Source organism: Bacillus sp. FJAT-27916, assembly GCF_001183965.1.
Classification (GTDB): Bacteria; Bacillota; Bacilli; order Bacillales; family Pradoshiaceae; genus Pradoshia.
In genome coordinates, this window is sequence record NZ_LFZV01000001.1 from 3,418,881 (window position 1) to 3,444,610 (window position 25,730).

At 43.5% G+C, this 25,730-nt stretch carries 27 protein-coding genes and 1 riboswitch; of the genes, 8 read left to right on the forward strand and 19 right to left on the reverse strand.

From position 1 onward, the window contains the following. Positions 1-123: 123 nt before the first annotated feature. Positions 124-1,572 carry a cardiolipin synthase gene (gene cls / locus AC622_RS16780; RefSeq protein ID WP_049673039.1) on the reverse strand — a complete coding sequence of 483 codons (1,449 nt, stop codon included), beginning with the start codon at positions 1,570-1,572 and terminating at the stop codon, positions 124-126. A 370-nt stretch (positions 1,573-1,942) separates the two neighbouring features. Here cls and AC622_RS16790 point away from each other — a divergent pair, with 370 nt between their 5' ends. Continuing rightward, positions 1,943-2,176: a hypothetical protein gene (locus AC622_RS16790; protein WP_049672097.1), complete on the forward strand. Its 234-nt coding sequence runs from the start codon at positions 1,943-1,945 to the stop codon at positions 2,174-2,176. A 42-nt stretch (positions 2,177-2,218) separates the two neighbouring features. On the opposite strand, the gene AC622_RS16795 is transcribed toward AC622_RS16790, so the two are convergent. The 3 genes from AC622_RS16795 to AC622_RS16805 form a co-directional block, all read right to left on the reverse strand. Then, a complete protein-coding gene (locus AC622_RS16795; protein WP_049672098.1) occupies positions 2,219-2,941 on the reverse strand; it encodes an amino acid ABC transporter ATP-binding protein in 723 nt (240 codons plus the stop codon). After that, positions 2,938-3,594, reverse strand: coding sequence for an amino acid ABC transporter permease (locus AC622_RS16800; protein ID WP_049672099.1), 657 nt, complete (start codon positions 3,592-3,594; stop codon positions 2,938-2,940). Before AC622_RS16800 ends, AC622_RS16795 begins: the two co-directional genes overlap by 4 nt. A 76-nt stretch (positions 3,595-3,670) precedes the next feature. Beyond that, entirely contained in the window at positions 3,671-4,489 is an 819-nt protein-coding gene (locus AC622_RS16805) for a basic amino acid ABC transporter substrate-binding protein (protein ID WP_049672100.1), read from the reverse strand. Between the two features lie 215 nt (positions 4,490-4,704). Here AC622_RS16805 and AC622_RS16810 point away from each other — a divergent pair, with 215 nt between their 5' ends. After that, entirely contained in the window at positions 4,705-5,778 is a 1,074-nt protein-coding gene (locus AC622_RS16810; RefSeq protein WP_049672101.1) for an AI-2E family transporter, read from the forward strand. Between the two features lie 134 nt (positions 5,779-5,912). Here AC622_RS16810 and AC622_RS16815 read toward each other — a convergent pair whose 3' ends face one another. Continuing rightward, complete coding sequence (locus tag AC622_RS16815; RefSeq protein ID WP_049672102.1) at positions 5,913-8,666, reverse strand: dynamin family protein; 2,754 nt, start codon at positions 8,664-8,666, stop codon at positions 5,913-5,915. Positions 8,667-8,988: 322 nt separating this feature from the next. After that, a complete protein-coding gene (nadE, locus tag AC622_RS16820; protein WP_049672103.1) occupies positions 8,989-9,807 on the reverse strand; it encodes an ammonia-dependent NAD(+) synthetase in 819 nt (272 codons plus the stop codon). Positions 9,808-10,006: 199 nt separating this feature from the next. On the opposite strand from nadE, the gene AC622_RS16825 reads away from it, so the two are divergent. The 3 genes from AC622_RS16825 (at position 10,007) to AC622_RS16835 (ending at position 12,503) form a co-directional block, all read left to right on the forward strand. Further along, positions 10,007-10,765 carry a hypothetical protein gene (locus AC622_RS16825; protein WP_049672104.1) on the forward strand — a complete coding sequence of 253 codons (759 nt, stop codon included), beginning with the start codon at positions 10,007-10,009 and terminating at the stop codon, positions 10,763-10,765. A gap of 234 nt (positions 10,766-10,999) precedes the next feature. After that, positions 11,000-11,527, forward strand: coding sequence for a DoxX family membrane protein (locus AC622_RS16830; protein WP_049672105.1), 528 nt, complete (start codon positions 11,000-11,002; stop codon positions 11,525-11,527). A gap of 160 nt (positions 11,528-11,687) precedes the next feature. Then, on the forward strand, positions 11,688-12,503 hold the full coding sequence (locus AC622_RS16835) for a ZIP family metal transporter (RefSeq protein WP_049672106.1): 816 nt from the start codon (positions 11,688-11,690) through the stop codon (positions 12,501-12,503). Between the two features lie 165 nt (positions 12,504-12,668). Here the strand turns inward: AC622_RS16835 and AC622_RS16840 are convergent, their stop codons facing one another. Beyond that, positions 12,669-13,055, reverse strand: coding sequence for a DUF302 domain-containing protein (locus AC622_RS16840; protein WP_049672107.1), 387 nt, complete (start codon positions 13,053-13,055; stop codon positions 12,669-12,671). Between the two features lie 175 nt (positions 13,056-13,230). Further along, positions 13,231-13,275, forward strand: a riboswitch (PreQ1 riboswitch). Between the two features lie 8 nt (positions 13,276-13,283). Between AC622_RS16840 and AC622_RS16845 the strand changes: the two genes are divergently transcribed. Together AC622_RS16845 and AC622_RS16850 are read left to right on the forward strand one after the other, a co-directional pair. Further along, entirely contained in the window at positions 13,284-13,769 is a 486-nt protein-coding gene (locus AC622_RS16845; protein ID WP_049672108.1) for a QueT transporter family protein, read from the forward strand. 281 nt (positions 13,770-14,050) lie between these two features. Beyond that, positions 14,051-14,485: a ferritin-like domain-containing protein gene (locus tag AC622_RS16850; RefSeq protein WP_049672109.1), complete on the forward strand. Its 435-nt coding sequence runs from the start codon at positions 14,051-14,053 to the stop codon at positions 14,483-14,485. 75 nt (positions 14,486-14,560) lie between these two features. On the opposite strand, the gene AC622_RS16855 is transcribed toward AC622_RS16850, so the two are convergent. The 12 genes from AC622_RS16855 to AC622_RS16910 form a co-directional block, all read right to left on the reverse strand. Next, positions 14,561-15,385 (reverse strand): DUF368 domain-containing protein, encoded by an 825-nt coding sequence (locus AC622_RS16855; RefSeq protein WP_049673040.1) that lies wholly within the window; start codon positions 15,383-15,385, stop codon positions 14,561-14,563. A gap of 125 nt (positions 15,386-15,510) precedes the next feature. Next, complete coding sequence (locus AC622_RS16860) at positions 15,511-16,497, reverse strand: quinone oxidoreductase family protein (protein WP_049672110.1); 987 nt, start codon at positions 16,495-16,497, stop codon at positions 15,511-15,513. 18 nt (positions 16,498-16,515) lie between these two features. Beyond that, a complete protein-coding gene (locus tag AC622_RS16865) occupies positions 16,516-17,289 on the reverse strand; it encodes an enoyl-CoA hydratase/isomerase family protein (RefSeq protein WP_049672111.1) in 774 nt (257 codons plus the stop codon). Between the two features lie 21 nt (positions 17,290-17,310). Beyond that, positions 17,311-18,078: an SDR family NAD(P)-dependent oxidoreductase gene (locus AC622_RS16870; protein ID WP_049672112.1), complete on the reverse strand. Its 768-nt coding sequence runs from the start codon at positions 18,076-18,078 to the stop codon at positions 17,311-17,313. Continuing rightward, the gene (locus tag AC622_RS16875; RefSeq protein ID WP_049672113.1) at positions 18,075-18,827 is read right to left on the reverse strand and encodes a 2-phosphosulfolactate phosphatase; all 753 of its coding nucleotides are present in this window, start codon (positions 18,825-18,827) and stop codon (positions 18,075-18,077) included. The genes AC622_RS16870 and AC622_RS16875 overlap by 4 nt, the downstream gene beginning before the upstream one ends. A gap of 1 nt (position 18,828) precedes the next feature. Beyond that, entirely contained in the window at positions 18,829-19,896 is a 1,068-nt protein-coding gene (locus tag AC622_RS16880; RefSeq protein ID WP_049672114.1) for a phosphotransferase family protein, read from the reverse strand. A 19-nt stretch (positions 19,897-19,915) separates the two neighbouring features. Continuing rightward, positions 19,916-20,314, reverse strand: a complete 399-nt coding sequence (locus AC622_RS16885) for an acyl-CoA thioesterase (protein ID WP_049672115.1) — start codon at positions 20,312-20,314, stop codon at positions 19,916-19,918. Next, the gene (locus AC622_RS16890) at positions 20,311-21,213 is read right to left on the reverse strand and encodes a 3-hydroxyacyl-CoA dehydrogenase family protein (protein ID WP_082197189.1); all 903 of its coding nucleotides are present in this window, start codon (positions 21,211-21,213) and stop codon (positions 20,311-20,313) included. The genes AC622_RS16885 and AC622_RS16890 overlap by 4 nt, the downstream gene beginning before the upstream one ends. Before the next feature lie 14 nt (positions 21,214-21,227). Further along, positions 21,228-21,794: a TetR/AcrR family transcriptional regulator gene (locus AC622_RS16895; protein ID WP_049672117.1), complete on the reverse strand. Its 567-nt coding sequence runs from the start codon at positions 21,792-21,794 to the stop codon at positions 21,228-21,230. Positions 21,795-21,845: 51 nt separating this feature from the next. Beyond that, a complete protein-coding gene (locus tag AC622_RS16900; protein ID WP_049672118.1) occupies positions 21,846-23,456 on the reverse strand; it encodes a long-chain-fatty-acid--CoA ligase in 1,611 nt (536 codons plus the stop codon). A gap of 26 nt (positions 23,457-23,482) precedes the next feature. Beyond that, positions 23,483-24,259, reverse strand: coding sequence for an SDR family oxidoreductase (locus tag AC622_RS16905; protein ID WP_049672119.1), 777 nt, complete (start codon positions 24,257-24,259; stop codon positions 23,483-23,485). Further along, a complete protein-coding gene (locus AC622_RS16910; RefSeq protein WP_049672120.1) occupies positions 24,256-25,485 on the reverse strand; it encodes an acyl-CoA dehydrogenase family protein in 1,230 nt (409 codons plus the stop codon). The genes AC622_RS16905 and AC622_RS16910 overlap by 4 nt, the downstream gene beginning before the upstream one ends. A gap of 180 nt (positions 25,486-25,665) precedes the next feature. On the opposite strand from AC622_RS16910, the gene AC622_RS21705 reads away from it, so the two are divergent. Then, positions 25,666-25,730, forward strand: a 65-nt coding sequence (locus tag AC622_RS21705; protein WP_197089994.1) for a hypothetical protein, incomplete at its 3' end; no start/stop codon positions are given.

A 25,730-nucleotide genomic window follows, 5' to 3' on the forward strand; every position in this document is an offset into this window, starting at 1 on the left:
AATACCTGCTTTATTTAAATGGTCACATTGTCATAACAATACAGTATTACTTTCCATTATACTTTATATGACAGACAAAAAGACACTAACTTGCGTCAGCGTCTTTCCTCTTTCTATCAGATATTACAATACAGGGGACAATAAACGGGAGATGGATTCTTTAAATCGAATATAAAGTGTACGATTATTGTATACCTCAGGCGTCAATTCGATACTCTCCATCAAGTCCTCCTCAAATGTATTCCGCAAATTAACAGCAGAATTCTCATGATAGATAATCGCATTCACTTCAAAATTCAGCCTGAAGCTGCGCACATCGATATTGGCCGTTCCCACTGTCGCGAGGCAATCATCAATAACCATCGTCTTGGCATGCAGGAATCCATTCCCATAAAGATAAACCTTTGCTCCAGCCTTCAGCACTTCCCCGACATATGAATAGGTAGCCCAATAAACAAACAAGTGGTCGGGCTTATCAGGAATCATAACCCTGACATCAACGCCCGATACAGAAGCAATACGTATGGCATCAAGGACACTATCGTCCGGAATGAAGTACGGCGTTTGAATATACACATACTCCTTCGCATCCAAAATCATTCGAATATAGCTGTTCTTTATCTGTTCCCATGAAGAATCCGGTCCAGAGGTCACGATTTGCAAACCGACCCCCTCATCCTTCCTCTCATCTGTATATAAGAAATAATCATCGGTCCATTCCATTTTCTCACCTGAAGCTTGCGCCCAGTCCAAAAGGAAACGAACCTGCAGGTCATTCACGGCATTTCCTTTAATACGAAGATGAGTGTCACGCCAATAGCCAAAGCGAGGGTTTAACCCTAAATACTCTTCTCCGACATTAAATCCCCCGATATAACCTACTTCTTTATCAATAACGACAATCTTCCGGTGATTACGGAAGTTAATGCGCAAATTTATGATAGATAATTTCCCGGGGAAGAAAGCATAGGCACTGCCTCCTGCCTCAATAAGCTTTTTAACTCGTTTTTTTGATATTCTTCTCGAACCGGCATCATCATACAGGAGCCGAACTTCAACTCCCTCCTTCGCCTTCTCCGTCAATGCCTCAAGCAGACGGTTGCCGTAGACATCATTTTGGATAATGTAGTAGAGAACATGAATATTCTTCTTTGCAGCGGCAATGTCTTTAAATAATGAATCAAATTTGTCCTTCCCATCAGTGAAGATTTCAAGTTCATTATTCCGCGTATAAAGAGAATGATCTGTTGTCATATTCATCATAATTAAGTCTTTATACTTCTGTGTTAAATATGTATTAAAGGGAGCAACCCCATCACGCAAATGGTGTTTTTGCTGATGTATCCCGCGCTCAATCGCCTCATACCCTCTCTTATCCCATGTAAAGATTCTCCTCTTGCTCAAATTCTGGCCAAGAATGATATAGAGGATGAAGCCGCCGATTGGGATAAACGTCAATACCATCAGCCATGCCCAAGAAGCGCTCACATTACGGCGCTCCAAGAAGGTGATTGTAATCGCAAATATTAAATTGATGACAATCAATAGTATCCAAAAGATCGAATCAATCATTTCCATAGGACAATCCTCTCCAACCCATAAGCGCTATAATCTATATATTAAAAATACCATAAGGTACTAATAATACAAAGGCTCTGTTATTCTTTAGTATTGATTTACGTGGCAGGCTGGTGAAACCAAAGGGGTGGTCGGGGAACCTTCTCTCGTTCTTCATGGCAGCTGCTAGGTCTTCCCTGTCCGCTAATCCCGCAGAAGTAAACACCGCCTGGAATGTTGAGAGACGGGATTCTACTATCAACCTCAAAATAATTCTCCTTTACTTATTATGCTACTGTCGTGTTTGCCCAATTCCTCTATTCATTTGAATAAATAATCATTGAAATGGAATAGTAAATAGCAAAATCAAGAGGAGGATGGGAACATGCCAAGAAGAAGCGACAATACTCATACCAACCCAGAGATCAATCCCGATGCTAATCACGAAAATATCATCAATGACCCTAAAGCCTATAATATGGGGGTTGCCGTCAGCAATTTTTATCCCGGACACGGAATGAGCAAGAATCCTTATCATGTAAAGGACACAGAAGATACCCCTGCTGAAATGGAGCAATTTGAGAAATTGACACGCGGCAAAGATTTACTGGAAAAATAAGAAAAGGGAGATGGCCACGCCAATCTCCCTCTTTATTCCTCCTTAGAGCACCTTGCTTAAGAACAGTTTCGTCCTTTCATGCTGCGGATTTGCGAAAAGTTCCTTCGGTTCATTTTGCTCCACGATATATCCTTCATCCATGAATATAACGCGGTCTCCTACTTCCTTTGCAAACCCCATCTCATGTGTGACAACGACCATCGTCATCCCCTCGCTTGCCAATTGCTTCATGACCTCAAGCACCTCACCAACCATCTCTGGATCCAGTGCAGATGTCGGCTCATCAAACAGCATGATTTCCGGCTCCATCGCTAAAGCACGGGCGATGGCAACCCTCTGCTTCTGTCCTCCTGACAAAGAATCAGGATAGGCATTTGCTTTTTCTGATAGACCGACCTTCTTGAGTAATTCCAGTGCCTTTTCCTTCGCTTGCTCTGCTGATACCTTTTTGACCTTTGTCGGGGCAAGCATCAAGTTCTCAAGAACGGTTTTATGAGGAAAAAGATTAAAGTGCTGAAAAACCATGCCTGTCTTTTGACGGACCTTATTGATGTCTATTTTCTTATCAGCGAGGTCTATCCCATTAATACGAACATGCCCGCCTGAGATGGCCTCAAGTAGATTCAAGCACCGCAGGAAAGTGGACTTCCCGGACCCGGACGGACCGATTACCACTACGACCTCTTTTTGTTTGATAGTTATGCTGATATCCTTTAAAACCTCGTTATCTCCGAATGATTTTTTCAAATTCTCGACGACAATCATTTCGTATCAAGCCTTCTTTCCATTTTGTTTAACAGATAGCTCAAAGAAAGCGTAAGAATGAGATAGATAAAAGCTGAGGCAAGATATGGCTCCCAGACGCGGAAGTACTGGCTTGCCATCGCCCTTCCCCAATAGGTAAGCTCAGGGGCCGCAATAACAGCCGCTATGGAAGATTCCTTTATAAGGACAACAAATTCATTACCTAAAGGCGGAATCATGCGTTTAAACGCCTGTGGCAAAATAACATAGCGCATCGCTTGCCCGCTCGACATTCCGAGTGAGCGCGCTCCCTCCATTTGACCTGTATCAATGGATTGAATCCCCGCCCGGAAAATCTCCGCAATATAGGCAGCTGAATTCAATGATAAAGCAAGTATGGTTGCCAAGATGACATTTGTCTCGCCGGTTATAGCTGGAACAACCCCAAAATGGATTAATAGAAGTTGGACAAATAACGGGGTGCCGCGAAAGAAACCAATATAACAATTAAGCGGTATCGACAATAGCTTGCTTTTCGTTATCTTTCCAAGCCCTATTAATAAACCAAGGACCGTTCCAATTAAAATCCCTGCAATGGAAAGGCCGATTGTATATAAAGTCCCTTTTAGCAGAAAGGGCAGATATTCCTGAATAATATCCCATCTGAAGTCCAATGCCTCATCCTCCTTAGACTAAAAATTGCGTAACATGGCCTTAAATTCCCGATGTTACGCAACTCCATCAATTACGTTACTGCTGCTCTTTTAACGTCTCAACATCCGGCTCAATTCCGAACCATTCCTTGTAGATCTCCGTATAGGTCCCATTATCAATGATGGTCTTTAATGCATCATTAACCTTGTCCTTCAGCTCGCTGTCTTTTGGAAACATCAAGCCGTAGTATTCATTCTCAAATGCGTCCTCATCCGCTACTACCACAAATTTATCCTTAGGATTATTCTTCGCATACTCCTCAACAACCCCGTTATCCGCGACAACTGCAGCGGCACCATTTTGCTTCATTTCCATAATGGCCAATACCGTCGTTTCAAATTTTCGGATGTCTTCATTTTTCTTTCCAACAATCTTCTCTACTGCCAAATGTCCCGTTGTACCCGTTTGTACAGCAACCTTCTTCCCTTTCAAGTCATCTGCTGACTTGATATCGCTTCCTTCAGGCACAAGAATCTTATTTGTTGACAGGAAGTAGGGAACAGAGAAGTCATAGGTTGCTTTTCGTTCATCGTTAATTGAGATTGCTGACATGCCGAAATCTGCTGTTTTATTCTTAACTTCTACGAACAGGGGATCCCAGCCGACATTTTCAATTTCCACCTTGATTCCAGCTTCTTTGGCAACTGCCTTAACTACATCCACATCAAAGCCGACAATCTTACCGCCCTCTTGAAATTCAAAAGGCGAATAATTGGCATCTGTTACGACCCTGTAAGTCTTATCTCCGTCGTCTCCTTTACCGCTTCCAGAGGTTTTTTCCTCACTGGTGCCGCAAGCGGCAAGGACGAGCATAGCACTGGCCAGTACCGATGCCATAATAAATCTCTTTTTCATGAAATCTCCCCTTCGTTATTCAAATATATTTTTTAAATTTTCAAAATTCTATGAAATTTATTATAATCTTCGTTGGAAATTTATGCAATTGAAAATTAGCTTTTCTCTATTAAAGTAATAGAGAAAAAATATCTTCTATTCCTAAAGGGTACGAATTGGTTAAATTAGGGTATAGATGCTTATACATTGATTTGCTAGATATAGGGGGAGCATTTATGTGGGTGAACAAGCCTTTTTTTAAATATGCGAGTGGTTTAATACTTATTCTTATCATCATTTTTTTATTCGGAAAAATTGATTACTTCATATGGCCTTTTCAGAAATTCATTATCACGCTATTCTTTCCCATTTTAATAGCGGGACTGCTTTATTACATCCTTAGGCCAGTCGTCCAATTGCTTAGCTGCTACATGCCGATAGCCATCAGCATCCTCTTAATCTATCTGCTAATTGGGGGACTAGGCTATCTCGCTCTAAAAACAACTGGACCCAAGATTATTTCACAAGTATCTCACCTTATGGATGTCGTACCAGAACGAGCCGAATCGATTGCTGAAACATCCAAAAGTATTATAGAAGACCGCTCACCTGATTTCCTGTCAGTGGACAAAATCAAGGATTATGCAGGAGACTATTTGGAGGCATTTCCACAAAAGATTTCTACGAATGCGATTACGATTTTTTCAACCATTACGAGTGTGTTAACCGTTATTGTCATCGTTCCATTTATCGTCTTTTACTTCCTGAAGGATGGGCATAAATTGAAGCCGTATCTCCTTCGCCATATTCCCCAGTCAGTCCACGCAGAAGGTGCAAGAATTCTGGCAGAAGTAGACAAGACATTATCGACCTATATCGTTGGTCAATTTATCATTGCTGTCGCCGATGGAGCGATGATGTATATCGGATACTTAATCATCGGCTTAGAAAATGCACTCGTCTTCGCGATCTTTGCCACACTGCTGACAGTCATCCCGTTTCTTGGGCCGTTCATAGGTATCATACCTGCCTTGATCAGCAGCTTCCTAATCAGTCCATTTATGGCTATTAAGGTGTTGATTCTTATGGTCATTGTTCAACAAATTGAGGGACACTTAATCACTCCGCAGGTAATGGGGAAACGACTCGACATCCATCCGTTAACCGTCATTTTTCTCTTACTTGTTGCTGGTTCTCTCTATGGGTTTGTCGGCATCTTAATTGCCATTCCGACTTATTCTGTATTAAAGGTCATCATTAATAACTTCATTCGCTTCTTTAAGCTTCGCAGCAATACATTCGAACAATAAGAGAGCTTGCCTTCCAGGTCTTGGGCTTTGCAGCCAAGCTCAAGACCTGGAAGCAGCAAAAAAAGGCGGAAAACCACATGGTTTTCCGCCTTTTTCGCACTTAGGAATAGCTCCCCTTCTCTTTACTTTTCGTTTTAAGAAACCGTCTGGTATTCCCTATCGGCGAAGACCATCCATTCATATTGGCGCAAGCGCAATTCGAATAGTTTCAATGGATCTCGGTACATTTCTGGTTTCGCACGCATTTTCTCCAGCTGGCGATTATATTTCTCTATCAAGCTATTCGTATCAGCAATCAATGTATTCATCATTTCCTTCGGATTGCTGAAGAACATAGCTACATCTCTTGTAATTGATTTCTCGAACATCTCGAATTGAAGCAGGAATTTATCTGCAATGACCTCTGCCACTTCTGTATAATCCTGTGTTTCAATTAAGCTTGTGTATTTATTGTACATCAAATTCTTGTTCGCAATTGAACCGAATAGCACTCCCGCACTCTTCAGCAATAATTGCTGAGGTGTGTGGCGAAGCAGGATATTGACAGAATCCATTTGAACACCGCTTGTCATTCGGTTTGAGTCTCGGCGCCAGTCATCCAGCACACGGAAATCACAGTCCATATTGACGCGTTCATCCTGATAGATGGCATTAAATCCATCTGCCATTTCAGTCAGGAAGCTTTGACTTTCCTTGAATTCAGCATCCGCTTCCCGAATCCATTCCTGCATGGAATAGAAGTATTTTGGAAGGATGGTCGTTTCAAGATACTCCTGCACGCGTACATTCATCTTTTCATTCAGTTCGATGTGAATCTTCCGGTAATCACTATCTTCAGCTAGCAAGTCCTTGCTCGCTTGAAGAATTTTTGGAATGGCACCGACCACATCATTTCGGATTTCTTCCTTACGTTTCTTGAACGATTGACGAAGCAGCACTGCCTTTTCTTTCTCTAAGTCATCCAATTGATTCAAGGCTGCTTTCAGCTTAGACAAGAGATCCTCATTCTTGTGTATGGAATCAACCAATTCCTCTTCTCGCTCAAGTCTTTGGTCAAGCAAGGAGGAGATTGTCTCACGAACATAATGAAGAAGCCTCATCGTACGCTGGCTTTCCTTGTATGGCTGAACAAGATTGGCCTGAAGGAATTCCGTGAAATCCCTCAACTGGCTTGCACCCTTATAGTGAGCGGAATGAGCAAAAATCTTCGCATTCGGCAAGTATGGATTAATTTTCTTCCAAGCCTCATCCACAATGCGAATAGCTTCTTGGTCGTTATGGACAAGGTCCATCTTATTCAGCAAGAAGTGAATTGGCAAATCTGGCGCCTGCTCCTGAATCATGAGGACAATATCTCTTTCCCTATGACTGAAAGGATCATTCACATCAAGAACAAAGAGAAGACTGTCTGCCATATGCAAGTAGCGGCGCACCTCCTGAGTCTTACTATTGGCAATACTGAACCCTGGTGTGTCAATAATCGCAATGCCGTTATCCTTTAAGAAGGCGCTTGGCAGTCTGTAATCAATGATGCGCGGAGGACCGCCCATCCATTCGCGTGATGTAATACGTTCTTCAACTTCATCATCATTCAGATGAATGATGGATGAATCGGTAACCTCGCTTACATTCTCCTCTTCACCATACTTATACATCACAGCTGCCGCAGTCGGCAGGTCAAATGAATCCTCTCCAAGAATGGAGTGAATCAAAGCAGATTTTCCATTGCCGCTAGTCCCGGCAATCATCAAACGCTGCACATTTAAGTCGAGCATCTCATCCATGATCCATTTATGTCTTTCACTGACAGCTAAATCATTCTCCATTGCCCATTTGTCAATGGTTTCAAAGAGGCGGATGCCATCCTCCAGTCCATCTCGGTCATAGGTGAGTCCTGAGAGGATATGCTCTGCTATTCCGACATCTTCACCACTTAATGTAGACGGGAAGTGATCATTCCAAGCAAGAACGCTTGAAGAAGCCAGCAAGGCTTGATTCCTGTCTGTCAGGCGCACCCAATTCCGAAGAAGACTTGGAACAACAGCTTTTAATGACTTAACCGATCTCTCTCCATTAATTAGGTCAAAATAAGCATCCTTGAACAAGGCAGATAGAGCTGGGTAGGAGCTCTTCTCAGAGATTTCAAGATCCTGCAGCAGGTCATTGAAGCCTTGAATCCACGTCATATAAGAAGCTTCACCTTCATAGCTGTGCCATAGGGCAGCAGCGAGGCCTTCAAAACGCTTATCATTGATGTCATAAAGCTTATGCAGCGCCGGATAGAAGTAAGCCGGATCCAGATTCTTTGTTACTCCATCTTCAATATAAGATTGAAGGATATTGTACCAATCAATAGATTCTGTTCTCATTGCTTCATTGATAGCCAGCTCAACTGCGCTGCCCCAATCCATTTGCTCTTCAAAGAAATTCCGGGCTAAAGAAGTCACTTGGTCATCATCAGGATTCAATCGAACAACCTTCTTAATGGTTTGATCGGCCGAGCTTAGCTTTTGTGTTTTTATGTAAAGGGTAAATAATTGTAAACCCACCTCGGTATTTAATATGATTGAATCCGATTGGATAGATTTATACATCTCTTCCGCTGTGGAATATAGCTCTACGGCGAAATAGGCATCTGCCATATTTTTCTTTGCCCATGGTTCGAGCTCATTTGTCACCTGTTCCCATTTAAATATCGCCGTTTCGTAGTCTTTGTAAAGGTAATACAACTCCCCTTGAGCAAAGCGGAGATTGGATAGCTCCGGAATATCCTGGTCCTGTTCCTGCAGGACATATTCACTTATGACAAGTACTGGATTTACTGTACTGTCTTTATCTATAAAGGTCTTATAATAAGATTTCTCAATTAACATATTCTCATTACTCATACGACCCCTCCTTAGTTCTATATGACATTGTACATTCACTCTTAAGCATGTAACTAATATAGTTTAATAAATCTGGATTGCAATACGATTTCCATTTAGTAACAAGTTGAATACATATTTACAGTTTATCATGTGTTTTTGTCACATTTGCAATAAAAATTGGATTACCTTTTCCTTTTCCCTCAATCATTCTACCCAAAACGTTAAGATTATTATTATTTTAATATATTGTAAAGGGAAGAGATAGTGATTTTATTCACCTGGCTGCCATCAATGAAATCAAGCCTGCAGGCAAAAGACTGCAGGCTTGATTTTACAAACATTATTTCCACCAATTATCGAACATGGATGTTGGTAATTGACGCTTATGCTCCGTTTTTAAATATTGATTTTCAATCTTTCTCGCAGCCTCTAAACTGACTTGTTTTCCCTCCAAATAATCATCAATCGTATCATAGGAGATTCCAAGCTCTGTTTCATCTGCCTGCTGAGGCTTATGATCAAGCAAATCGGCCGTTGGTACCTTAAGATAAAGTCGCTCCTCAGCCCCAAGCTCCTTTAACAGCTCCTTGCCCTGTCTCTTTGATAGACCGGTTAATGGGAGCAAATCGGCACCGCCGTCTCCGTATTTCGTGAAGAAGCCGGTTACCGCTTCTGCTGCATGGTCTGTTCCAATGACAAGCAATCCTCGCTGGCCGCCGACAGCATATTGTGCAATCATGCGAAGTCTTGCCTTCGCATTCCCTTTATTGAAATCAGTAAGAGGCTCTGATGCTGCCTCCTCATATTGGGCTGCTACAGCATCAACGGCTGGCTTGACATTAAAAGTCAATGCTTCATCTGGCTTTATGAATTGTATGGCGGCTTGCGCATCATCCTCATCATGCTGAACGCCATAAGGGAGCCGTACCGCAACAAATGTCGCTTCAGTTCCTTCTTCACGCAAGGATTCAACGGCCATTTGAGCTAAGCGCCCCGCAAGCGTGGAGTCCTGCCCTCCGCTTATACCGAGAACGAACCCTTTTGCACCTGTTTTCATTAAATAATCCTTCAGGAATTGCACTCTTTTTTCAATTTCTTCTTTAGGATTGATGGTTGGCTTCACGTTTAACGCTTCAATTATTTGTGCTTGTAAACTCATTTTAGCGCTCTCCTCCTTTAACTCCTCTTTATTGTTCCTCTATTTTCCATCGATAATCTCTTTTATAGAGTTTATTTTACTCTATCTCCGTTTTTTTCAAAACTGTTTGACCATCAAAGAAAGAAGGAGACTTATTTTTTTCTTCTTTTAATTATTTTAATATAATAATAAGGTAAGCTTCTTGTAAAGGAGGAGAGCTATGATCCTGAAAGATGCGCTAGCCATCCCAAATCTATTCATCATGTGCAGCCTAATAGGCTTTTCAATTGAATTTATGTTTAAACTAATGAACCATAAAACCTTCATGGCAGCCTTGCTCCCTGCCATTCTCTTTAGTCCGTTATATGGATTAGCTCTTTGTCTATTTTTGATCTTCAAGCCAATTTCCTTGCCCGTTGAATCGACTGTAATTGTCTCAGCATTGCTTTTGTTAGAAGCCTTTAAACGCCTCGTCCGATCTCATATGATACCGAATTTACCAGCGGAAAATTCACGCATTCTATTGCTTGGGATTCTAATGTGGACAATCAGTTTCCTTATTCTATCTGAGCAGGTTTATCCTCGAGTGAAAGATGTCATCACAGATATGCCCTTTTCATGTTCAATCTTATTCATTTATAGTCTTTTTTATATTGTCTTTGTCTATCTGATTCAAAAAGGATTCAAGAAACTGAATGAGGATATTAGTAACCTGGAAATGATTGATACAACAAGAACTCAAGTCCAAACTGCACGGAATGAACTCATTCATGGTCTTATTGAGTTAGATATTCATCAAGAAGAGTTTTTGGAGGAGGTCAATGAAGAATGTAAGCAGGATATGACCGACTTAGACCGGCAATTTGAGGAGATTCTTCTGCAATTAAGTCCCCTGCAGCAAAAAATAATCAGGGCTTACCCTTCTTTAATTCCTGATAGGAAGCCTTCAAAAGAGAAGGTTAACCGCAAGGATGGTTAGTGTTATACATCACCTTTAAGGATGTGCATCCCTGTATTTCAGCATCCTTCATTCCTATTGTAAATAGACTTTAAAATTTGCCAAATAATGTTCAAAAAACCTTGGATAAAGTTTGAATAAAGCAAATTGCTCAATTATTCACAAACGATATGCTGTATAAATAAAGTATAGCAAATAGCTGATCTTCCATTCCGCGGCAGAAGGTCAGCAAAAATCATTTAGGAGTGAATGAACATGATGGAATGGTTAAGAACAAATAAATATGCATCCGGACTTTTGCTTATCATCCGGTTATATCTTGGATACGAATGGTTTATACATGGATTAGAGAAAATCAGAGGCGGTGCTTTCGATGCTTCAGGCTTCCTCACTAATATCATTGCTAATCCGGTCAAAGGCCCGGACGGTACAGCTCTTTATCCAATGTATAATTCTTTCATTGAAAATTTTGCCCTTCCTAATGTAGGCATCATCAATATCTTAATTCCTTGGGGCGAATTCTTTGTCGGGCTTGGACTACTTTTGGGAGTACTAACAATAGCCGCCGTATTCTCCGGACTCTTGATGAACTTCCTGTTTGTCTTTGGCGGTACAGTTTCTACAAACCCAGCAATGATTGTTCTTGGTTTTATCATCCTCGCTGCAGGGGCCAATGCCGGTAAACTTGGCGGAGACTATTATGTCCTCCCTTGGATTAGAAGAACACTATTTAAGAAAAATGATAACCCACATTTCCCAGTAAAAGATCAGCCCGCTCATTAATCGTAGGCTATAAAAGCCTGAAGTCCTTGACTTCAGGCTTTTTTCGATGGAAAATACACCTATAATCTACATAAAAGAAGGCTAGTTTCATTGAATAAATATCTTTTACCCTAATAAGATATAGAATGATACAAAACCTGCTTTCCTCTGGAGGGATATTATGCTGGAATGGTTCACAAGTCTTCCCGTCATGTTCCAGGCTTTCTTAGCAACTTTATTCACTTGGGGCATGACGGCTCTTGGGGCGGCTCTTGTCTTTACAACCAAAAATGTTAATATGAAGTTTCTTGACAGCATGCTCGGCTTTGCCGGAGGGGTCATGATTGCAGCCAGTTTCTGGTCCCTGCTGTCTCCTGCTCTTGAAATGGCAGAAGGAGGTCCTCTCCCATCCTGGTTCCCTGCTGCGGTCGGTTTCCTTTGCGGCGGCCTCTTCCTAATGATATTGGATAAAGTCCTGCCTCATCTTCATCCGGATAAACCGCTCGGTCAAGCAGAGGGAATTCATCCAGAAAACAAGAAGCGAAGCACATTGCTCGTTCTAGCCATCACCTTGCATAATATTCCGGAAGGCCTTGCCGTTGGTGTTGCCTTTGGTGCTGTGGCTGCCGACTTGCCAACTGCATCCCTTACTGGAGCAATTGCACTAGCTATCGGGATAGGCATTCAAAACTTTCCGGAGGGTTTGGCGGTTTCCATGCCGCTTAGACGAGATGGAATGTCGCGAAAGAAAAGCTTCCTTTACGGACAATTTTCTGGGATGGTTGAACCGGTTGCCGCTGTCATTGGGGCTGTTGCGGTTCTGTTTATTCAGCCGCTTCTGCCTTATGCACTAAGCTTTGCTGCCGGTGCCATGATCTTCGTTGTAGCAGAAGAGGTAATTCCGGGCTCACAGGAAAACGGCAATACTGACCTTGCCTCCTTATTCCTGATGATAGGCTTTACCGTGATGATGATTTTGGATGTTGCCCTAGGTTAATTCATAGATACAAGCAGAAGAAGACAAACCCATTCATTATAGGGCTTGTCTTCTTTTTTTACCTTCTATAGCTTGCTCATAAGGATGAGCCCCTCTGCTGACTTTCTTACATCAAACTGCAGCAACTATCCACGTATTCATTCAAACAGGTGCTCTAATCTATTGTTACTTACAGGCATGATCGATACATTTGACTAAACGTGACTCGATGTCCTCAGCAACTCCTTTGAGTCGGTCATTTTCCAGCATACTGATTAAGGCAGTCGGTTTAGGCATACCGATTTTTGTTTGACCATCATCCTCATATACGACTATTTTGCAAGGAAGAAAATAACTGGCAAGACTCTCTTCCTCTAGCACTTTCTTAGCTTCCTGGGGATTGCAAATTTCAAGTATGACAAAGTTCCCATCAAACTCCACCCCTTTTTCCTGCAGCTTCTCTTTCATTTCCACACTCCAAAGGATTCCGAATTTCTCTTCTTTTAATGAGTCCTCCAGTCTGCCAATAGCCTCTTCAACTGACATAGCAGCCTCTTTTGTATAATGAAACATCGAAATACCTCCTTTATTAAGATTCTCCATTTTCTATTCCCCCGTAGGCTCTCATTAATCCTTTTTTTAGGGAGGCAGTAACAACTCAAGAGACCATTGTCCAAAGAGACAATATATCCCACAAAAACATTTCAAATTTACAAATGCATGTAAAACAAGGTATTATAAGCAAGGTGTAAACGTGGTTCGTAACCATCCCACGATAAAAAACTAAGGAGAGAAACATAAATGAAAATCAGAACACTTGCGGTGAACGGTGTGCTGGCTGCTCTTTATATTGCAGTCACTATGCTAATACAGCCATTTGGCTTCACCAATGTACAATTTCGAATCTCCGAGATGTTCAACCATCTCGTCGTATTCAACAAGAAATATTTTATCGGTATTGTTATCGGGGTCTTCTTCTCAAACCTCTTCTTCTCCTCTCTAGGTGTCTATGACCTTATTTTTGGAGTAGGACAATCTGTCTTGGCCTTATCCCTCACCATTCTGACTGCCCGCTTTGTGAAGAACATTTGGGCACGGATGGTTGTTAACACGATTGTCTTCACGGCGACGATGTTCTTGATTGCCATCGAGTTAAACATCGTACTTGGATTCCCATTCTGGATTACTTATTTAACGACTGCAGTGGGTGAATTCGTTGTCATGGCCGTTGGGATGCCAATCATGTACGCCTTGAACAAGCGTATCAACTTCAAGAATTTAATATAATAAAAAGAAACATGAAAGCTGGTCCAAAAGCTCCTATAAGGGGTTTTCGGATCAGCTTTTTTTGATAGGCTTCTGTTCTTGCAAGCCTTTCGTTTTCCAATGATTTTTCTATCCTAATACTAGATTTAATCCTCCCTAAAATTGCTCCATATCACTTATAAAAAGACAAAACGGCTTAAACAATGATTCATTCTTCATTATTTTGTCATCAAATAAATGCTTAATTACTCTTATATTAGGGTATCTTTATTTTGAGGAATTAATGAAGGAGGTCCTTTTTAATGGATGAGAAATTAAAAGAATTGATCGATGGATTAAATGAAGATTTAGCAAATGAGTATGCAGCATCAATTATGTATACAAATTATGCTGCAATGGTTTCCGGTTTATTTAGACAAACATTAAAGCCTTTCTTCGAAGGAGAAATCTCTGACGAACAAGGCCATGCTCTATACTTATCTGAAAAAATCGCCACACTTGGCGGAACACCTACTGTCACACCAGCTGAAGTTAAACAAACTACAGATGTAAAGGTTATGCTTGAATCAGCCTACCAAGCGGAAAAGGATACAATCGACCGTTATGAAACACGCAAAAAACAAGCGGAAGAACTAGGCTTAACTGAATTAGTCGTTAAGCTTGAAGATCTTATCTCTGATGAGACAGGCCATATGGAAGAGCTTGGCCGCATCCTTTCTGATTCAAGATTTGACTAAAAAATACACAACAAATAAGCTCGAAGAAGGAAGAGTCCTCTCTCCCTTCTTCGAGCTTATATTTTTTAGTGAAAATTATTTGCCAGGTATCTTCTGCTCTGTAGCAGTAAAGAATTTAGTCACCAATAAACCGCACACAAATGTGATGATGCACAGAATCAAAGCCAACGGGCTATTCGGAAGTCCAGGGAATACAACAAATACAGAACCCGCAATCAATCCCATTATGATGGCAAATGTCATATGAGGGAATTGAAGAAGCAAGTAGGCAATTGCTTTGCTGCTGAGAATAAACCCAAGGGCTGCCCCGGCGCCAACCGCCATAATGACTGGCAGATTCAGGTCAGATAAAGCAGATATGATCGTCGAATAAGCCCCAATCAATAGAAGAACAAATGATCCGCTGATTCCTGGAAGGAGCATGGCCATACTCGCAAGCCAGCCGGAGAAGAACAATCTTACATATGTCCCAGCTGTAAATGAGCTGATTACGGCTTCTTCATTCGTCTGGATAAAGGCCATAGAGGCAAGAATACCTCCAACAAGGACCAATACCCCTATATGCTTTACATCAAAATTACTCTTCACATCTGCTTGTTTCGCGATAAACGGAAACACTCCAATAATTAGGCCTAAAAAGAAAAACTGTGTCGGCTCATAATGGTTCTCCAATAAGTAATCAATAACACGGCTGAAGGCAAGGATGGCAAATCCCATTCCGAGTGCCAAGGGAAGCAAAAAACCCAAATGCCTCCTCCAATCCCTGCTGAAAATACCGCTGATGGCTAACAAAAAGCGGTCGTAAATCCCTAAGATGAAAGCGATGGTTCCTCCGCTCACTCCTGGGATTAAATCACTTATGCCCATTAAGAGCCCTCGATAGATATTCTTCCATTCCAAGTTTATAATCAACTCCATCATAGTTTCGTGCTCTTAGTGTACAATTTTCCGATGGGTGGAGACAATGGCACTTCCTGCAAATATGAAAAAACTCCCCAGTTCATCAGGGGAGTTCAATAAGGGTATTATGAATGATTCACTTCAAGGATGATTTTTCCGGAGGTTTTTCTTGATTGCATTAATTCATGAACCTTTGCAGCCTCCTCTAGCGGATACGTGTCCCCGATGATTAATTGAAGCTTGCCTTCCTCCAAATATTCAAACAGCTCACGTACACTTCTTACGAATAATTCTCTTTTCCTCATAATCTGCGGAAGGAAGAAGCCAATAACGGATTGATTTTTCGCCATTAAGGAGGACGGATGCATGACGGCCTGTTCTCCGCTTGCCACTCCATAAATGACGACTCGTCCAAATGGAGCCAAGCATTTCAGCGTATTCTTAAACACATCTCCCCCAGCCATCTCCAAGGCAACATCCACACCTCTGCCTTCTGTGGCATCAAGCACCTCTTGATGCCAGCCTTCCTTCGTATAATTGATGCACACATCCGCACCGAGGGATTTCGCGAGCTCAAGCTTTTCATCGGTACTTGCTGTCGCAATCACCTTTCTAGCGCCAAATAGCTTCGCGAGCTGAACGGCAAGCGTTCCGACTCCGCCTGCAGCAGCATGAACTAACACGGTCTCATCCTTTGAGAGACAGCCCATCGTTTTTAGAATATGATAGGCACTGAGTCCCTGCAGCGGCAAGGAGACAGCCTGCTTGAAGTCAATCTCTTCCTTCAGCATGACAAGAACGTTCCTGGCATCAACTACAGCATACTCAGCATAGCCCCCGGACTCAATTAATGTTATGACGCGTGAACCGATATTGACATTTGTCACTTCTGCTCCCGCCTCTACAACCACTCCTGCAATTTCAGCCCCTGGGATAAATGGCAGCTTTGTCGGTACGACATACTGCCCTTCCCTTCTAGCCGTATCGGCATAGTTAACACCAATAGCATGAATTTCAATCAATACTTCTGACGGTCCTGGCTTTGGCTTTTCAATATCGATAGTCTTTAATACTTCCGGTCCGCCATATTCCGTAAATTGTACAGCTTTCATCCGTTAGAATACCTCCTTTTATTTCCCCGTGAATTGTGGGCGCCGTTTCTCCTTGAAGGCTTGAATGCCTTCTTGATGGTCTTCTGTAGCAACCATCATGATTTGCGTCATTCTCTCCCGCTCCAATACATCCTCCAATGTTGCCGTAAACGAATAATCAATCATCTTCTTCATCTGTCCATATGCCTGGCTTGGTCCAATCGACAAAAGCCCGGCATATCGCATGACTTCATCATTTAACTCTGCGAGCGGTACAATCTTATTGACAACACCGAGCTGGTAAAGACGCTCTGCCGGAATTGGCTCAGCAGAGAAGAAAAACTGCTTCGCCAAATAAGGACCCACTAGACGCGGAAGAAAGTAGGAGCCTCCTCCATCTGAGATCAGTCCGACCTGGGAAAAACTTAAGGCAAACTTACTGTCATCTGAGGCAATGATTAAGTCACAAGCAAGAGCAAGATTAAATCCCGCTCCTGCAGCAAAGCCTTGGACAGCTGCAATAACAGGTTTTTCAACTGCTTTGATGGCAAGGATGCATTCATTCATTTTGCCGAGATGTTCATATACGTCTACGGGTTGATTAGACCCCATCGACTTAACATCCCCTCCAGCGCTGAACGCCCGCCCGGCGCCTGTCAGGACAATCGCACGAACATCCGGATTCTTGCCCGCCTCCTTCATTTCCTTTGTCAGCCCAGCAATCATCTTTGGACTGAAGGCATTTAAGCTATCAGGTCTGTTCAAAGTCAATACCAATACTTTACCATGCATTTCTTTTACTAAATGTTCCATTCACCATTCCCCTTTTCCTGTTTATGTAATCATCCAACCGCCATCTACTAAAAGGTCTGAACCGGTCATATAGGAAGCATCACTTGAAGCGGCAAAAGCAATTACCTTAGCAATCTCTTCACTTGTCCCAACTCTTCCGAGGGCTGTATTCCGCTTAATGGATTGTACGAATTTTTCATTGGTTAAGGACCATTCTGTCAGAGGCGTCTCCGCAAATCCCGGGGAGACAGAATTCACCCTGATTCCGTATGGGGCCAGCTCCAAGGCTAAGGCATGAGTGAAATTGATGACAGCCGCCTTTGCTGAGCTGTAATGAGGCAGATGCGAGGCTGCCTTATGCCCGGATAGGCTCGCAATGTTAACAATCGCTCGATTCCCGCCAGTAATCGCACTTTCCGCCATCATTTTCCCCAGGACTTTTGAAACAATAAAGACACTTTTCAAATTGATTTCCTGAACAATATCCCATTCATCAACAGATGTATCGAGAATCTTTGACTGTATAGATCCACCCGAATTATTAATGACAATATGAAGACCCATATAATAATCATCAATGAAACGGGCTAAACCCTGTATATCCTCTTCCTTGGTCGAGTCAGCAACAAAATAGACTGCCCTTTCTCCTCCTGCCTGTTTATTAATTTCTGCTGCCGCGGCCTCTAGCTTTTCCTTTGTCCGTCCGGTAATGATGACGTTTGCGCCTTCCTTGGCCAAAATTATGGCAGTTGCCAGGCCAATGCCGCTGCCGCCGCCAGTAACGACCGCCGTCATTTCAGCAAATCTCACGAATTTTTCAACTCCCCTATTTGTTCTGCCGTAACTCGGCCATTCTTTAGTACGGCGATGATTTCAGCTTCGCCAACTGAAGAAGCTAATTTCAAATCTTCATGAAAGCCGTACCTCAAAAGCAGCTGCCCAACATAAGAGCCTGCAAGCCGTTCATACGGACTTGCCTCACCATACTGATACAATGCCAATGCAGCCTTAGCTGCATCATTTAATTCAAGCTTCTCCTGTGTCTGTCCAAAGCAGGCAATCAAATGGCCTGCTCCATAAAAATCCTCCAAGCTTAGCTCACCTGAATTTCCCGAGCACACAATCATGATGGTTTCCTCTTTATATGCGGTCAAAATCCGTTTTGCGGTGATGGCATTATTCAACAAAGAAGAAATATATACACGTTTTGAGCCAGCTGCCATTCTAAGTGCAACCGTCCCATTGGTCGTTGAAAGTATCAGCGTTTTGTCCTTAATTTCATTCTTAATTTCTGAAGGACTGGGATAGATGAACCCTTCAATCGGGCCAGCGTTCAATTCACCTGCCATAAGCATTTCGCTTGTGTTGAACGCCATGCTTTCACGTACAGCCTCATCAGGATTCTGAACAGGAATGACTTCCTTTGCTCCCTCCTTCAAAGCAGAAACGATAGTTGTTGTTGCGAGCAGCACATCGAGAACAACGGCGATTTTTTCCCCTTCGGCCATTTTTTCAACCGAAATGTCCTCCTTGCGAATCAGCAATTGAATTTTGACCATACTATGACCTCATGACCATTGCCGCATGCTCTATTAAACCCTTTACATAGACATGAAGATTTCTAAAACGTTCATCCCTTGTTTGCCCGCGGTGGAAGCGGTAGTAAATTTGCTGGCAGATGCCTGCTAGCTTAAAGTAGGCAAACACCTTATAAAACTTCATGTCTGAAACATCTCTTCCGCTCAAGCTGGCATATTCATGGAGAAATTCATCCCTGGAATAAAAGCCTTCACGAATCGTGATTGACTCCTTCCCCAGACCCTTTTGCAGGAATGGCGGATCATCCTGCCCGGTCCAATAGCTGAGGGCAACACCGAGGTCGGCCAATGGATCTCCCACTGTTGTCATCTCCCAGTCAAATAATCCGGCCATACGGGCGCCATCATGCGTGAACATCGCATTATTTAGCTTATAGTCGTAATGAATAATGGCAGCATGGCTTCTTCCTGGTATATGGGCAGCAAGCCACTCAGCTACCTCCTCTGCTGCCGGTACCTCATGAGTCCTCGCTTTTTCATAACGCTTAATCCAGCCGTACGTCTGCCTTTCCATAAATCCATCCGGCTTGCTCATTTCGGCGAGTCTCGTATTCTCATACGGGATTTGATGGAGATCGACTAATCGTTTCACCATTTCCTTTGAAAGGTTTTGATACAATTCCCTTGAGGCCGTGACACCCTCCGGAATCTCGGTATCAAACACATACCCCTGTTTCCGCTCCATCACGAAAAACGGGCTGCCGACCACTTCAAGATCGTTGGAGAAAAGCATCGGCTTTGGCGCGGGGTCAAACACCCGGCTTAAATCAGATAGAATCGTGAATTCACGCTCCATATCATGGGCTTTAGGCGCTACCGGACCAAGTGGCGGTTTCCGTAGAACGGCTTGCCACTCCCCCATCCTTAATTGATAGGTCAAATTAGAATGACCAGCTGAGAATTGCTCAATCTCAAGGTTCCCACTCGGGAGCCTCTCGAGCTTCGTTCTCAAATACGCCTCAAGTCTTCCACTATTAAGCTCCTCTCCAGCCCTTACTGGTATGGTTTCCTTTGAAAGATTTTGTTTCATCTATGTTTTACACCTCCGTTTAGGCATTCATATTCTTTAGCAATTTATTCTTCAAATCCTCGGGTATTGGCTCACTCAGCTTTGCCTCTTTGTTATAAAAAGCAATAACAGCATGGCCCTTAGCAATGATGGTTCCTGTTTGAGCACAGGAAATATTATGTGAAAGCTGAAAGCTCTTTGTCCCGACTTTCTCTATGGAGGTATCGATGCGAAGAATCTGGTCAAAATAAGCCTGATTGATAAAGTCGCATTTAGTGGACACGAGTACGAAGGACCAATTTTGATGAGCGGCATTCCAGCCAAGCTCCTTTAGTAAATGAAGCCGAGCATCTTCCATATAGATGAAATAACTTGTATTATTTACATGTCCCAAGGCATCCGTCTCCGCAAACCGGACCGTAACATCCATTGAATTCATCTTTTATTCACCCCGGTCTTTTCCGTCTTCCGCTGTTCTTCCCCATATTCATACCAGCCGTTTCCTGTCTTGCGGCCCAGCTTCCCTTGCTGTACCTTTTCTATAATGCTTGCATTCGGCTGATCATTCGGATCACCAGTCTCCGAGTATCTTTGCTGCATCACATCATAAATGACATCATTGCCCGAAAGGTCTAACAGCTCAAAAGGTCCAATAGGATGACCGAGCGCCGTGCGGCAAATTTGGTCGATATCCTTAAAGTCTGCAATGCCTTCTTCATAAAGATGAAGAGCCTCCTTATGAATTGCCCCAAGAATCCGGTTGGCGACAAAGCCGGAGATTTCCTTTCGTAACAAGAATGGACGCCGATTAATCTGCCGGCATACCTCCATAGCTGCTTGTACTGTTTCCTCTGAGGTCTGCTCACTCATGACAACCTCCACACAATTCATGACTAACGGCGGGAAGAAGAAATGCATGTTCACGAATTTATCTGGACGCGATGTAACCGGTGCAAGCAGGCTGTTCACGATGGTAGAGCTGTTTGTCGCAAAGATGGTATGTGCTGGCACACTCTCTTCCAGCGCTTGAAAAAGCTCCTTCTTAACGGATAGCTTTTCAACCACTGCTTCAATGACAAGGTCGGGCCTCTCCGCTGATGTCTTAAAATCATTCGTGAAGGATAATCTGCTGAAAGCCTGCTTTACTCCTTCTTCTTCTATTTTCCCTTTCTGCACCCATTGCTTCATAAGTGATTCCAGCGCCTTCTCTGCCTGTGAAAGCTGATTCGTATCAAGGTCATAAAGAATGGTCTCAAAGCCTCCGAGTGCGCAAAGCATCGCAATTTGCCGGCCCATTTGCCCCGCTCCCATGACCGATATTTGTTTAATCGGCTCCATGCATAGTCCCTCCCTCATTTGACTGCTATTCCGGTCAAAAGCATATCCACAAACATTTCGGATACATCCTCTTCCGTCAGTCTTCCTCCTGGTTGAAACCATTGATAGCACCAATTCGCCATTCCAAGAATGCCGAAGGTCACAATCGCAGGATCCAATTCCGGACGAAGCTCTCCGTTTTCTATGCCCTCCTTGACTACCTGCTCCATATTCAATCGAAATAAATCTCTTTTCGGAACGATTTGGCTGAGCTTATCCTCACTCAATGCCTTCATCTCACGAAAGAACACCTTTGCACTCTGCCCTTGGCATTGTATATCATGAATCAAGAGAGAAATAATACGATGGATCTTAGTCGATGCTGCGGCAGAGGAATCCCGAAGGATTTCCTCCTGCCTGGCAATCAATCCATCAATATAGGAAAGATGGATGTCCATCAGCAATTCTTCCTTGCTAGAGAAATAATAGTAAAAGGTTCCTTTCGTAACCCCGAGTGTTTCGACGATATCCTGAATAGATGTTTCGGCAAAACCTCTTCTCTCAAAGAGCCGGATACTGCTTTCGATGATTTTATCTTTCATGATTTATGGCCCCCGTTTCTTCTCAGAGTCTTTGCCCTGCTCCCGGCTTGTTCAAGATTTCGTATGGACTTCCTCTCTAAGTGCACGTCGCAGAATTTTACCGACATTGGTTTTCGGCAGCTCTTCTCGGAAGTCAACCATCGTCGGCACACGATAAGCGGCCATATTTTGTTTACAGTATTCGATGATTTCTGCCTCATCAACAGTTTGGCCGTCCTTTAAAACAAGAATCGCTTTAACCGTTTCCCCTCTATATTCATCTGGAACCCCGATGACGACTGCCTCCTGAACAGCAGGGTGCTCATACAGCACCTCTTCTACATCACGCGGATAAATATTGTATCCGCTCGCTATGATCAAATCCTTCTTCCGGTCAACGATAGACAAATAGCCATCCTCATCCACCTTGGCAATATCTCCCGTATAGAGCCAGCCGTCCCTAAGGGTGGCACTTGTCTCCTCTGGCATGTTCCAATATCCCTTCATTACCTGCGGGCCTTTCACAATCAGTTCACCGAGCTCCCCGCTCGGCACCTCCTGCTCACCGGTCGCAAGGTCAACAATCTTATACTCAGTGGATGGGAAACCAATACCGACGGTACCCGGCTTTCGTACTGCGAAGGATGGATTGCAGTGTGTCACTGGAGCAGCCTCTGAAAGCCCATAGCCTTCAAGCACGTTTGAGCCTGTCTTGTCCTCAAAGTTTCTCATCAGCTCCACCGGCATCGGGGCACTGCCGCTATTGCATAATTTAATGCTGTCAATGCCATATTCCTGTGCTTTTGGATGTGCATTAATGGCAACATACATCGTCGGTACACCCGGAAATATAGTCGGCTTCTCCTGTTTAATTGTCTGGAGAACCTCCTCAAGATTGAAGCGCGGCAGCAAGATGTTCTCCCCTGCCATTTGAATGCAGGCGTTCATGCAGGCTGTCATGCCAAATACATGGAATAGAGGGATGACCGTTAAATAGCGTTCATTGCCATGCTGAATGGAAGTCTTAAAGAATTCCTTTGTTTGATAAATATTGGCCACCAAATTGCGGTGGGTCAGCATTGCCCCTTTAGAGCGGCCAGTTGTCCCTCCTGTATATTGCAATACCGCGATATCCTCCTCGGGCACGATTGTTACAGGCTTAGGAGGTTCTGTGCCAATAGCCATGAATTCCTCAAAAGTCCGGTCATCGAATTTTGCCCCAGACGGCTGCAAACTGACAACGATGACCGTTTTTAGATTTGTATTCTCTTGAATACTTTTGACTGCTTCATAGAAGGCATCCAGTACAATAATCGTTTCTGCTCCCGAATCATCAAGTATATGTTTAAGCTCACGTGCAACAAGCATCGGATTGACCTGGGTGACAATTCCGCCGGCAATCAGTGCCCCGTAATAGCCAACTACATACTGCGGACAGTTTGGAAGCATAATAGCCACCCGGTCTCCCTTTTTGACCCCGCTTTTTTGCAGGGCTGAAGCAAACCCGTGCGCCATTTGTGATAAAGCCTGATACTTGATTTTTCTGCCAAAAAACGAAATGGCGTTGTTGTTTGGGGACTTTTCTGCAGTTTCTTGGAGGATTTCCGGAAGTGACTGATTAGGAATGCTGATTTCTGTTGAGATATTTTCGGGATAATGCTTATACCATGGTTTTTGTTCCATTTTTTCATCTCCCACTCTTCATAGTTTTAAATCATGGCACTCTTTCCGCCATCCACAACAATGATCTGGCCTGTTACATATCTAGCAGCCTCTGAAGCTAAGAATAAAGCGACTCCCTTCAAATCCTCCTCTCCTCCAAGACGTCCAAGCGGTGTCATATATTCGAGGGTGTCCTTGCCGCGCTCAATCAAGACCTTAGACATCTTCGTCGGGAAGAATCCAGGTGCAATGGCATTAACATTGATTTGATGTCTTCCCCATTTAACAGCGAGGTCCTTCGTGAGCGTGATAATGGCTCCCTTGCTTGCGTTATAGCCGACTGTATCCATCATGTCTGGATGTGTTCCGCCAAGACCGGCAACAGAGGCGATATTGACGATTTTCCCGCCGCCTTGCTCTGCCATCACCTTTCCAACTGCCTGGGACATAAGGAATGTACCAGTTAGATTCACATTGATTACCTTATTCCATGCATCAAGCGGCATTTCAAATGAAGGGGCACCCCATGAGGCCCCGCTATTATTAACAAGAATGTCAATCCTGCCGAAACGGCTGATTGTTTCATCCACGACCCTTTGAATATCATCAGGATTGGATACATCACATTGAATGGCCAGTGTCTTCACGCCTAATGTTTCCAGCTCGCCCGCTGTCTCCTCACATGCCTCCACCTTCCGGGAGCAAAGGACAATATTGGCCCCTGCTTCTGCATAGCCTTTGGCAATCTGCTCACCGAGACCTCGCCCACCGCCTGTAATGATTGCTGTCTTTCCGTTTAGATTAAACATCTCCAAGATACTCATCGTCTAATTCCAGCCTCCTCCTTGTACTTCTTCAATTCAAGCCTTGCAAGCTGGGCTCGATGCACCTCATCCGGTCCATCCGCCAAGCGCAATGTCCGTGCGTTCGCCCATTGAGCCGCAAGCGGATAATCCTCGGATACCCCTGCAGCACCCAGACCTTGCATGGCGCGGTCAATGACACGAAGGGCCATACTCGGCGCCACGACCTTAATCATTGCAATCTCCTTCTTGGCTTCCTTATTGCCGACCGTATCCATCATATAGGCTGCCTTCAACGTCAATAGACGCGCCTGTTCAATCTCTATACGGCTGTCTGCAATCCACTCTTGAATCACACCTTGATTAGCAAGCGGCTTCCCAAAAGCAACTCTCTTGTGTATGCGCTTACATAAAACTTCAAGCGCTCTCTCTGCCGCACCAATTAATCTCATACAATGATGGATTCTCCCGGGTCCAAGCCTGCCTTGTGCAATGGCAAACCCTTTGCCTTCATCCCAAATCATATTCTCAAGCGGAACCCTCACATTGTCATAAGTGATTTCCGCATGGCCGTGCGGTGCATGATCATAACCGAAAACAGGCAGGAGTCGTTCAATCTTGACGCCTGGTGTATTCAGCGGCACTAGAATCATCGACTGCTGCTCATGCCTGTCAGCTGTTCGGTCTGTCTTCCCCATCACAATCGCAATCTCACAGCGCGGATCACCGGCTCCAGATGACCACCATTTCCGGCCGTTAATGACATACTCATCCCTGTCCCTAATGATACTTGCCTCAATATTCGTGGCATCAGAGGACGCGACATCAGGCTCAGTCATCGAGAAGCAGGAGCGAATCTCCCCATTAAGCAACGGCTTCAGCCATCTCTCCTTTTGTTCAGGCGTGCCATAACGTTCAAGCACCTCCATATTGCCAGTATCAGGTGCATTGCAATTGAAAACCTCAGGCCCGATTAGCGACCTTCCCATAATCTCGCATAAAGGTGCATACTCAAGATTGGTCAGACCAGCTCCCTGCTCGCTCTCCGGGAGGAATAGATTCCAAAGCCCCTCTGCCTTCGCCTTCTCCTTCAGCTCCTCCATGATTGGCGGAATACGGCTGAAGCGCGTTTCCTGCTGATTTAATTGCTGTTCATATAGCGTTTCACTCGGATATACATTTTCCTCCATAAATCTTGTAAGCTTTTGTTCTAATTCCTTGACCTTATTAGAATAGGAAAAATTCATTTCTTTCTCTCCCTTCACATACTAACCGGTGGGTATGTTAATTATTTCCAATTATACTGGTTTTAAAGAGATGCACAAGTGATTATTTGAATATTACAAATATTTCATCTTTATTTGACGAATTTTTCTATTTAAACCATACTATAGATAATATATATAAATAATAAAAGGAGATGCATAATGAAGACAAGTACATACAAAACAGCCGCCAAAAATGCCTTAAAAGGCATGTGGGGAGTCGCCAT

What these genes read in the sequence shown, in the direction of transcription:
- cls (WP_049673039.1), bottom strand. Translation starts at nt 1,572, where the DNA reads ATGATTGATTCGATCTTTTGGATACTATTGATTGTCATCAATTTAATA.
- AC622_RS16790 (WP_049672097.1), top strand. Translation starts at nt 1,943, where the DNA reads ATGCCAAGAAGAAGCGACAATACTCATACCAACCCAGAGATCAATCCC.
- AC622_RS16795 (WP_049672098.1), bottom strand. Translation starts at nt 2,941, where the DNA reads ATGATTGTCGTCGAGAATTTGAAAAAATCATTCGGAGATAACGAGGTT.
- AC622_RS16805 (WP_049672100.1), bottom strand. Translation starts at nt 4,489, where the DNA reads ATGAAAAAGAGATTTATTATGGCATCGGTACTGGCCAGTGCTATGCTC.
- AC622_RS16810 (WP_049672101.1), top strand. Translation starts at nt 4,705, where the DNA reads ATGTGGGTGAACAAGCCTTTTTTTAAATATGCGAGTGGTTTAATACTT.
- AC622_RS16815 (WP_049672102.1), bottom strand. Translation starts at nt 8,666, where the DNA reads ATGAGTAATGAGAATATGTTAATTGAGAAATCTTATTATAAGACCTTT.
- nadE (WP_049672103.1), bottom strand. Translation starts at nt 9,807, where the DNA reads ATGAGTTTACAAGCACAAATAATTGAAGCGTTAAACGTGAAGCCAACC.
- AC622_RS16825 (WP_049672104.1), top strand. Translation starts at nt 10,007, where the DNA reads ATGATCCTGAAAGATGCGCTAGCCATCCCAAATCTATTCATCATGTGC.
- AC622_RS16830 (WP_049672105.1), top strand. Translation starts at nt 11,000, where the DNA reads ATGATGGAATGGTTAAGAACAAATAAATATGCATCCGGACTTTTGCTT.
- AC622_RS16835 (WP_049672106.1), top strand. Translation starts at nt 11,688, where the DNA reads ATGCTGGAATGGTTCACAAGTCTTCCCGTCATGTTCCAGGCTTTCTTA.
- AC622_RS16840 (WP_049672107.1), bottom strand. Translation starts at nt 13,055, where the DNA reads ATGTTTCATTATACAAAAGAGGCTGCTATGTCAGTTGAAGAGGCTATT.
- AC622_RS16845 (WP_049672108.1), top strand. Translation starts at nt 13,284, where the DNA reads ATGAAAATCAGAACACTTGCGGTGAACGGTGTGCTGGCTGCTCTTTAT.
- AC622_RS16850 (WP_049672109.1), top strand. Translation starts at nt 14,051, where the DNA reads ATGGATGAGAAATTAAAAGAATTGATCGATGGATTAAATGAAGATTTA.
- AC622_RS16860 (WP_049672110.1), bottom strand. Translation starts at nt 16,497, where the DNA reads ATGAAAGCTGTACAATTTACGGAATATGGCGGACCGGAAGTATTAAAG.
- AC622_RS16865 (WP_049672111.1), bottom strand. Translation starts at nt 17,289, where the DNA reads ATGGAACATTTAGTAAAAGAAATGCATGGTAAAGTATTGGTATTGACT.
- AC622_RS16875 (WP_049672113.1), bottom strand. Translation starts at nt 18,827, where the DNA reads ATGGTCAAAATTCAATTGCTGATTCGCAAGGAGGACATTTCGGTTGAA.
- AC622_RS16880 (WP_049672114.1), bottom strand. Translation starts at nt 19,896, where the DNA reads ATGAAACAAAATCTTTCAAAGGAAACCATACCAGTAAGGGCTGGAGAG.
- AC622_RS16885 (WP_049672115.1), bottom strand. Translation starts at nt 20,314, where the DNA reads ATGAATTCAATGGATGTTACGGTCCGGTTTGCGGAGACGGATGCCTTG.
- AC622_RS16890 (WP_082197189.1), bottom strand. Translation starts at nt 21,213, where the DNA reads ATGGAGCCGATTAAACAAATATCGGTCATGGGAGCGGGGCAAATGGGC.
- AC622_RS16895 (WP_049672117.1), bottom strand. Translation starts at nt 21,794, where the DNA reads ATGAAAGATAAAATCATCGAAAGCAGTATCCGGCTCTTTGAGAGAAGA.
- AC622_RS16900 (WP_049672118.1), bottom strand. Translation starts at nt 23,456, where the DNA reads ATGGAACAAAAACCATGGTATAAGCATTATCCCGAAAATATCTCAACA.
- AC622_RS16905 (WP_049672119.1), bottom strand. Translation starts at nt 24,259, where the DNA reads ATGAGTATCTTGGAGATGTTTAATCTAAACGGAAAGACAGCAATCATT.
- AC622_RS16910 (WP_049672120.1), bottom strand. Translation starts at nt 25,485, where the DNA reads ATGAATTTTTCCTATTCTAATAAGGTCAAGGAATTAGAACAAAAGCTT.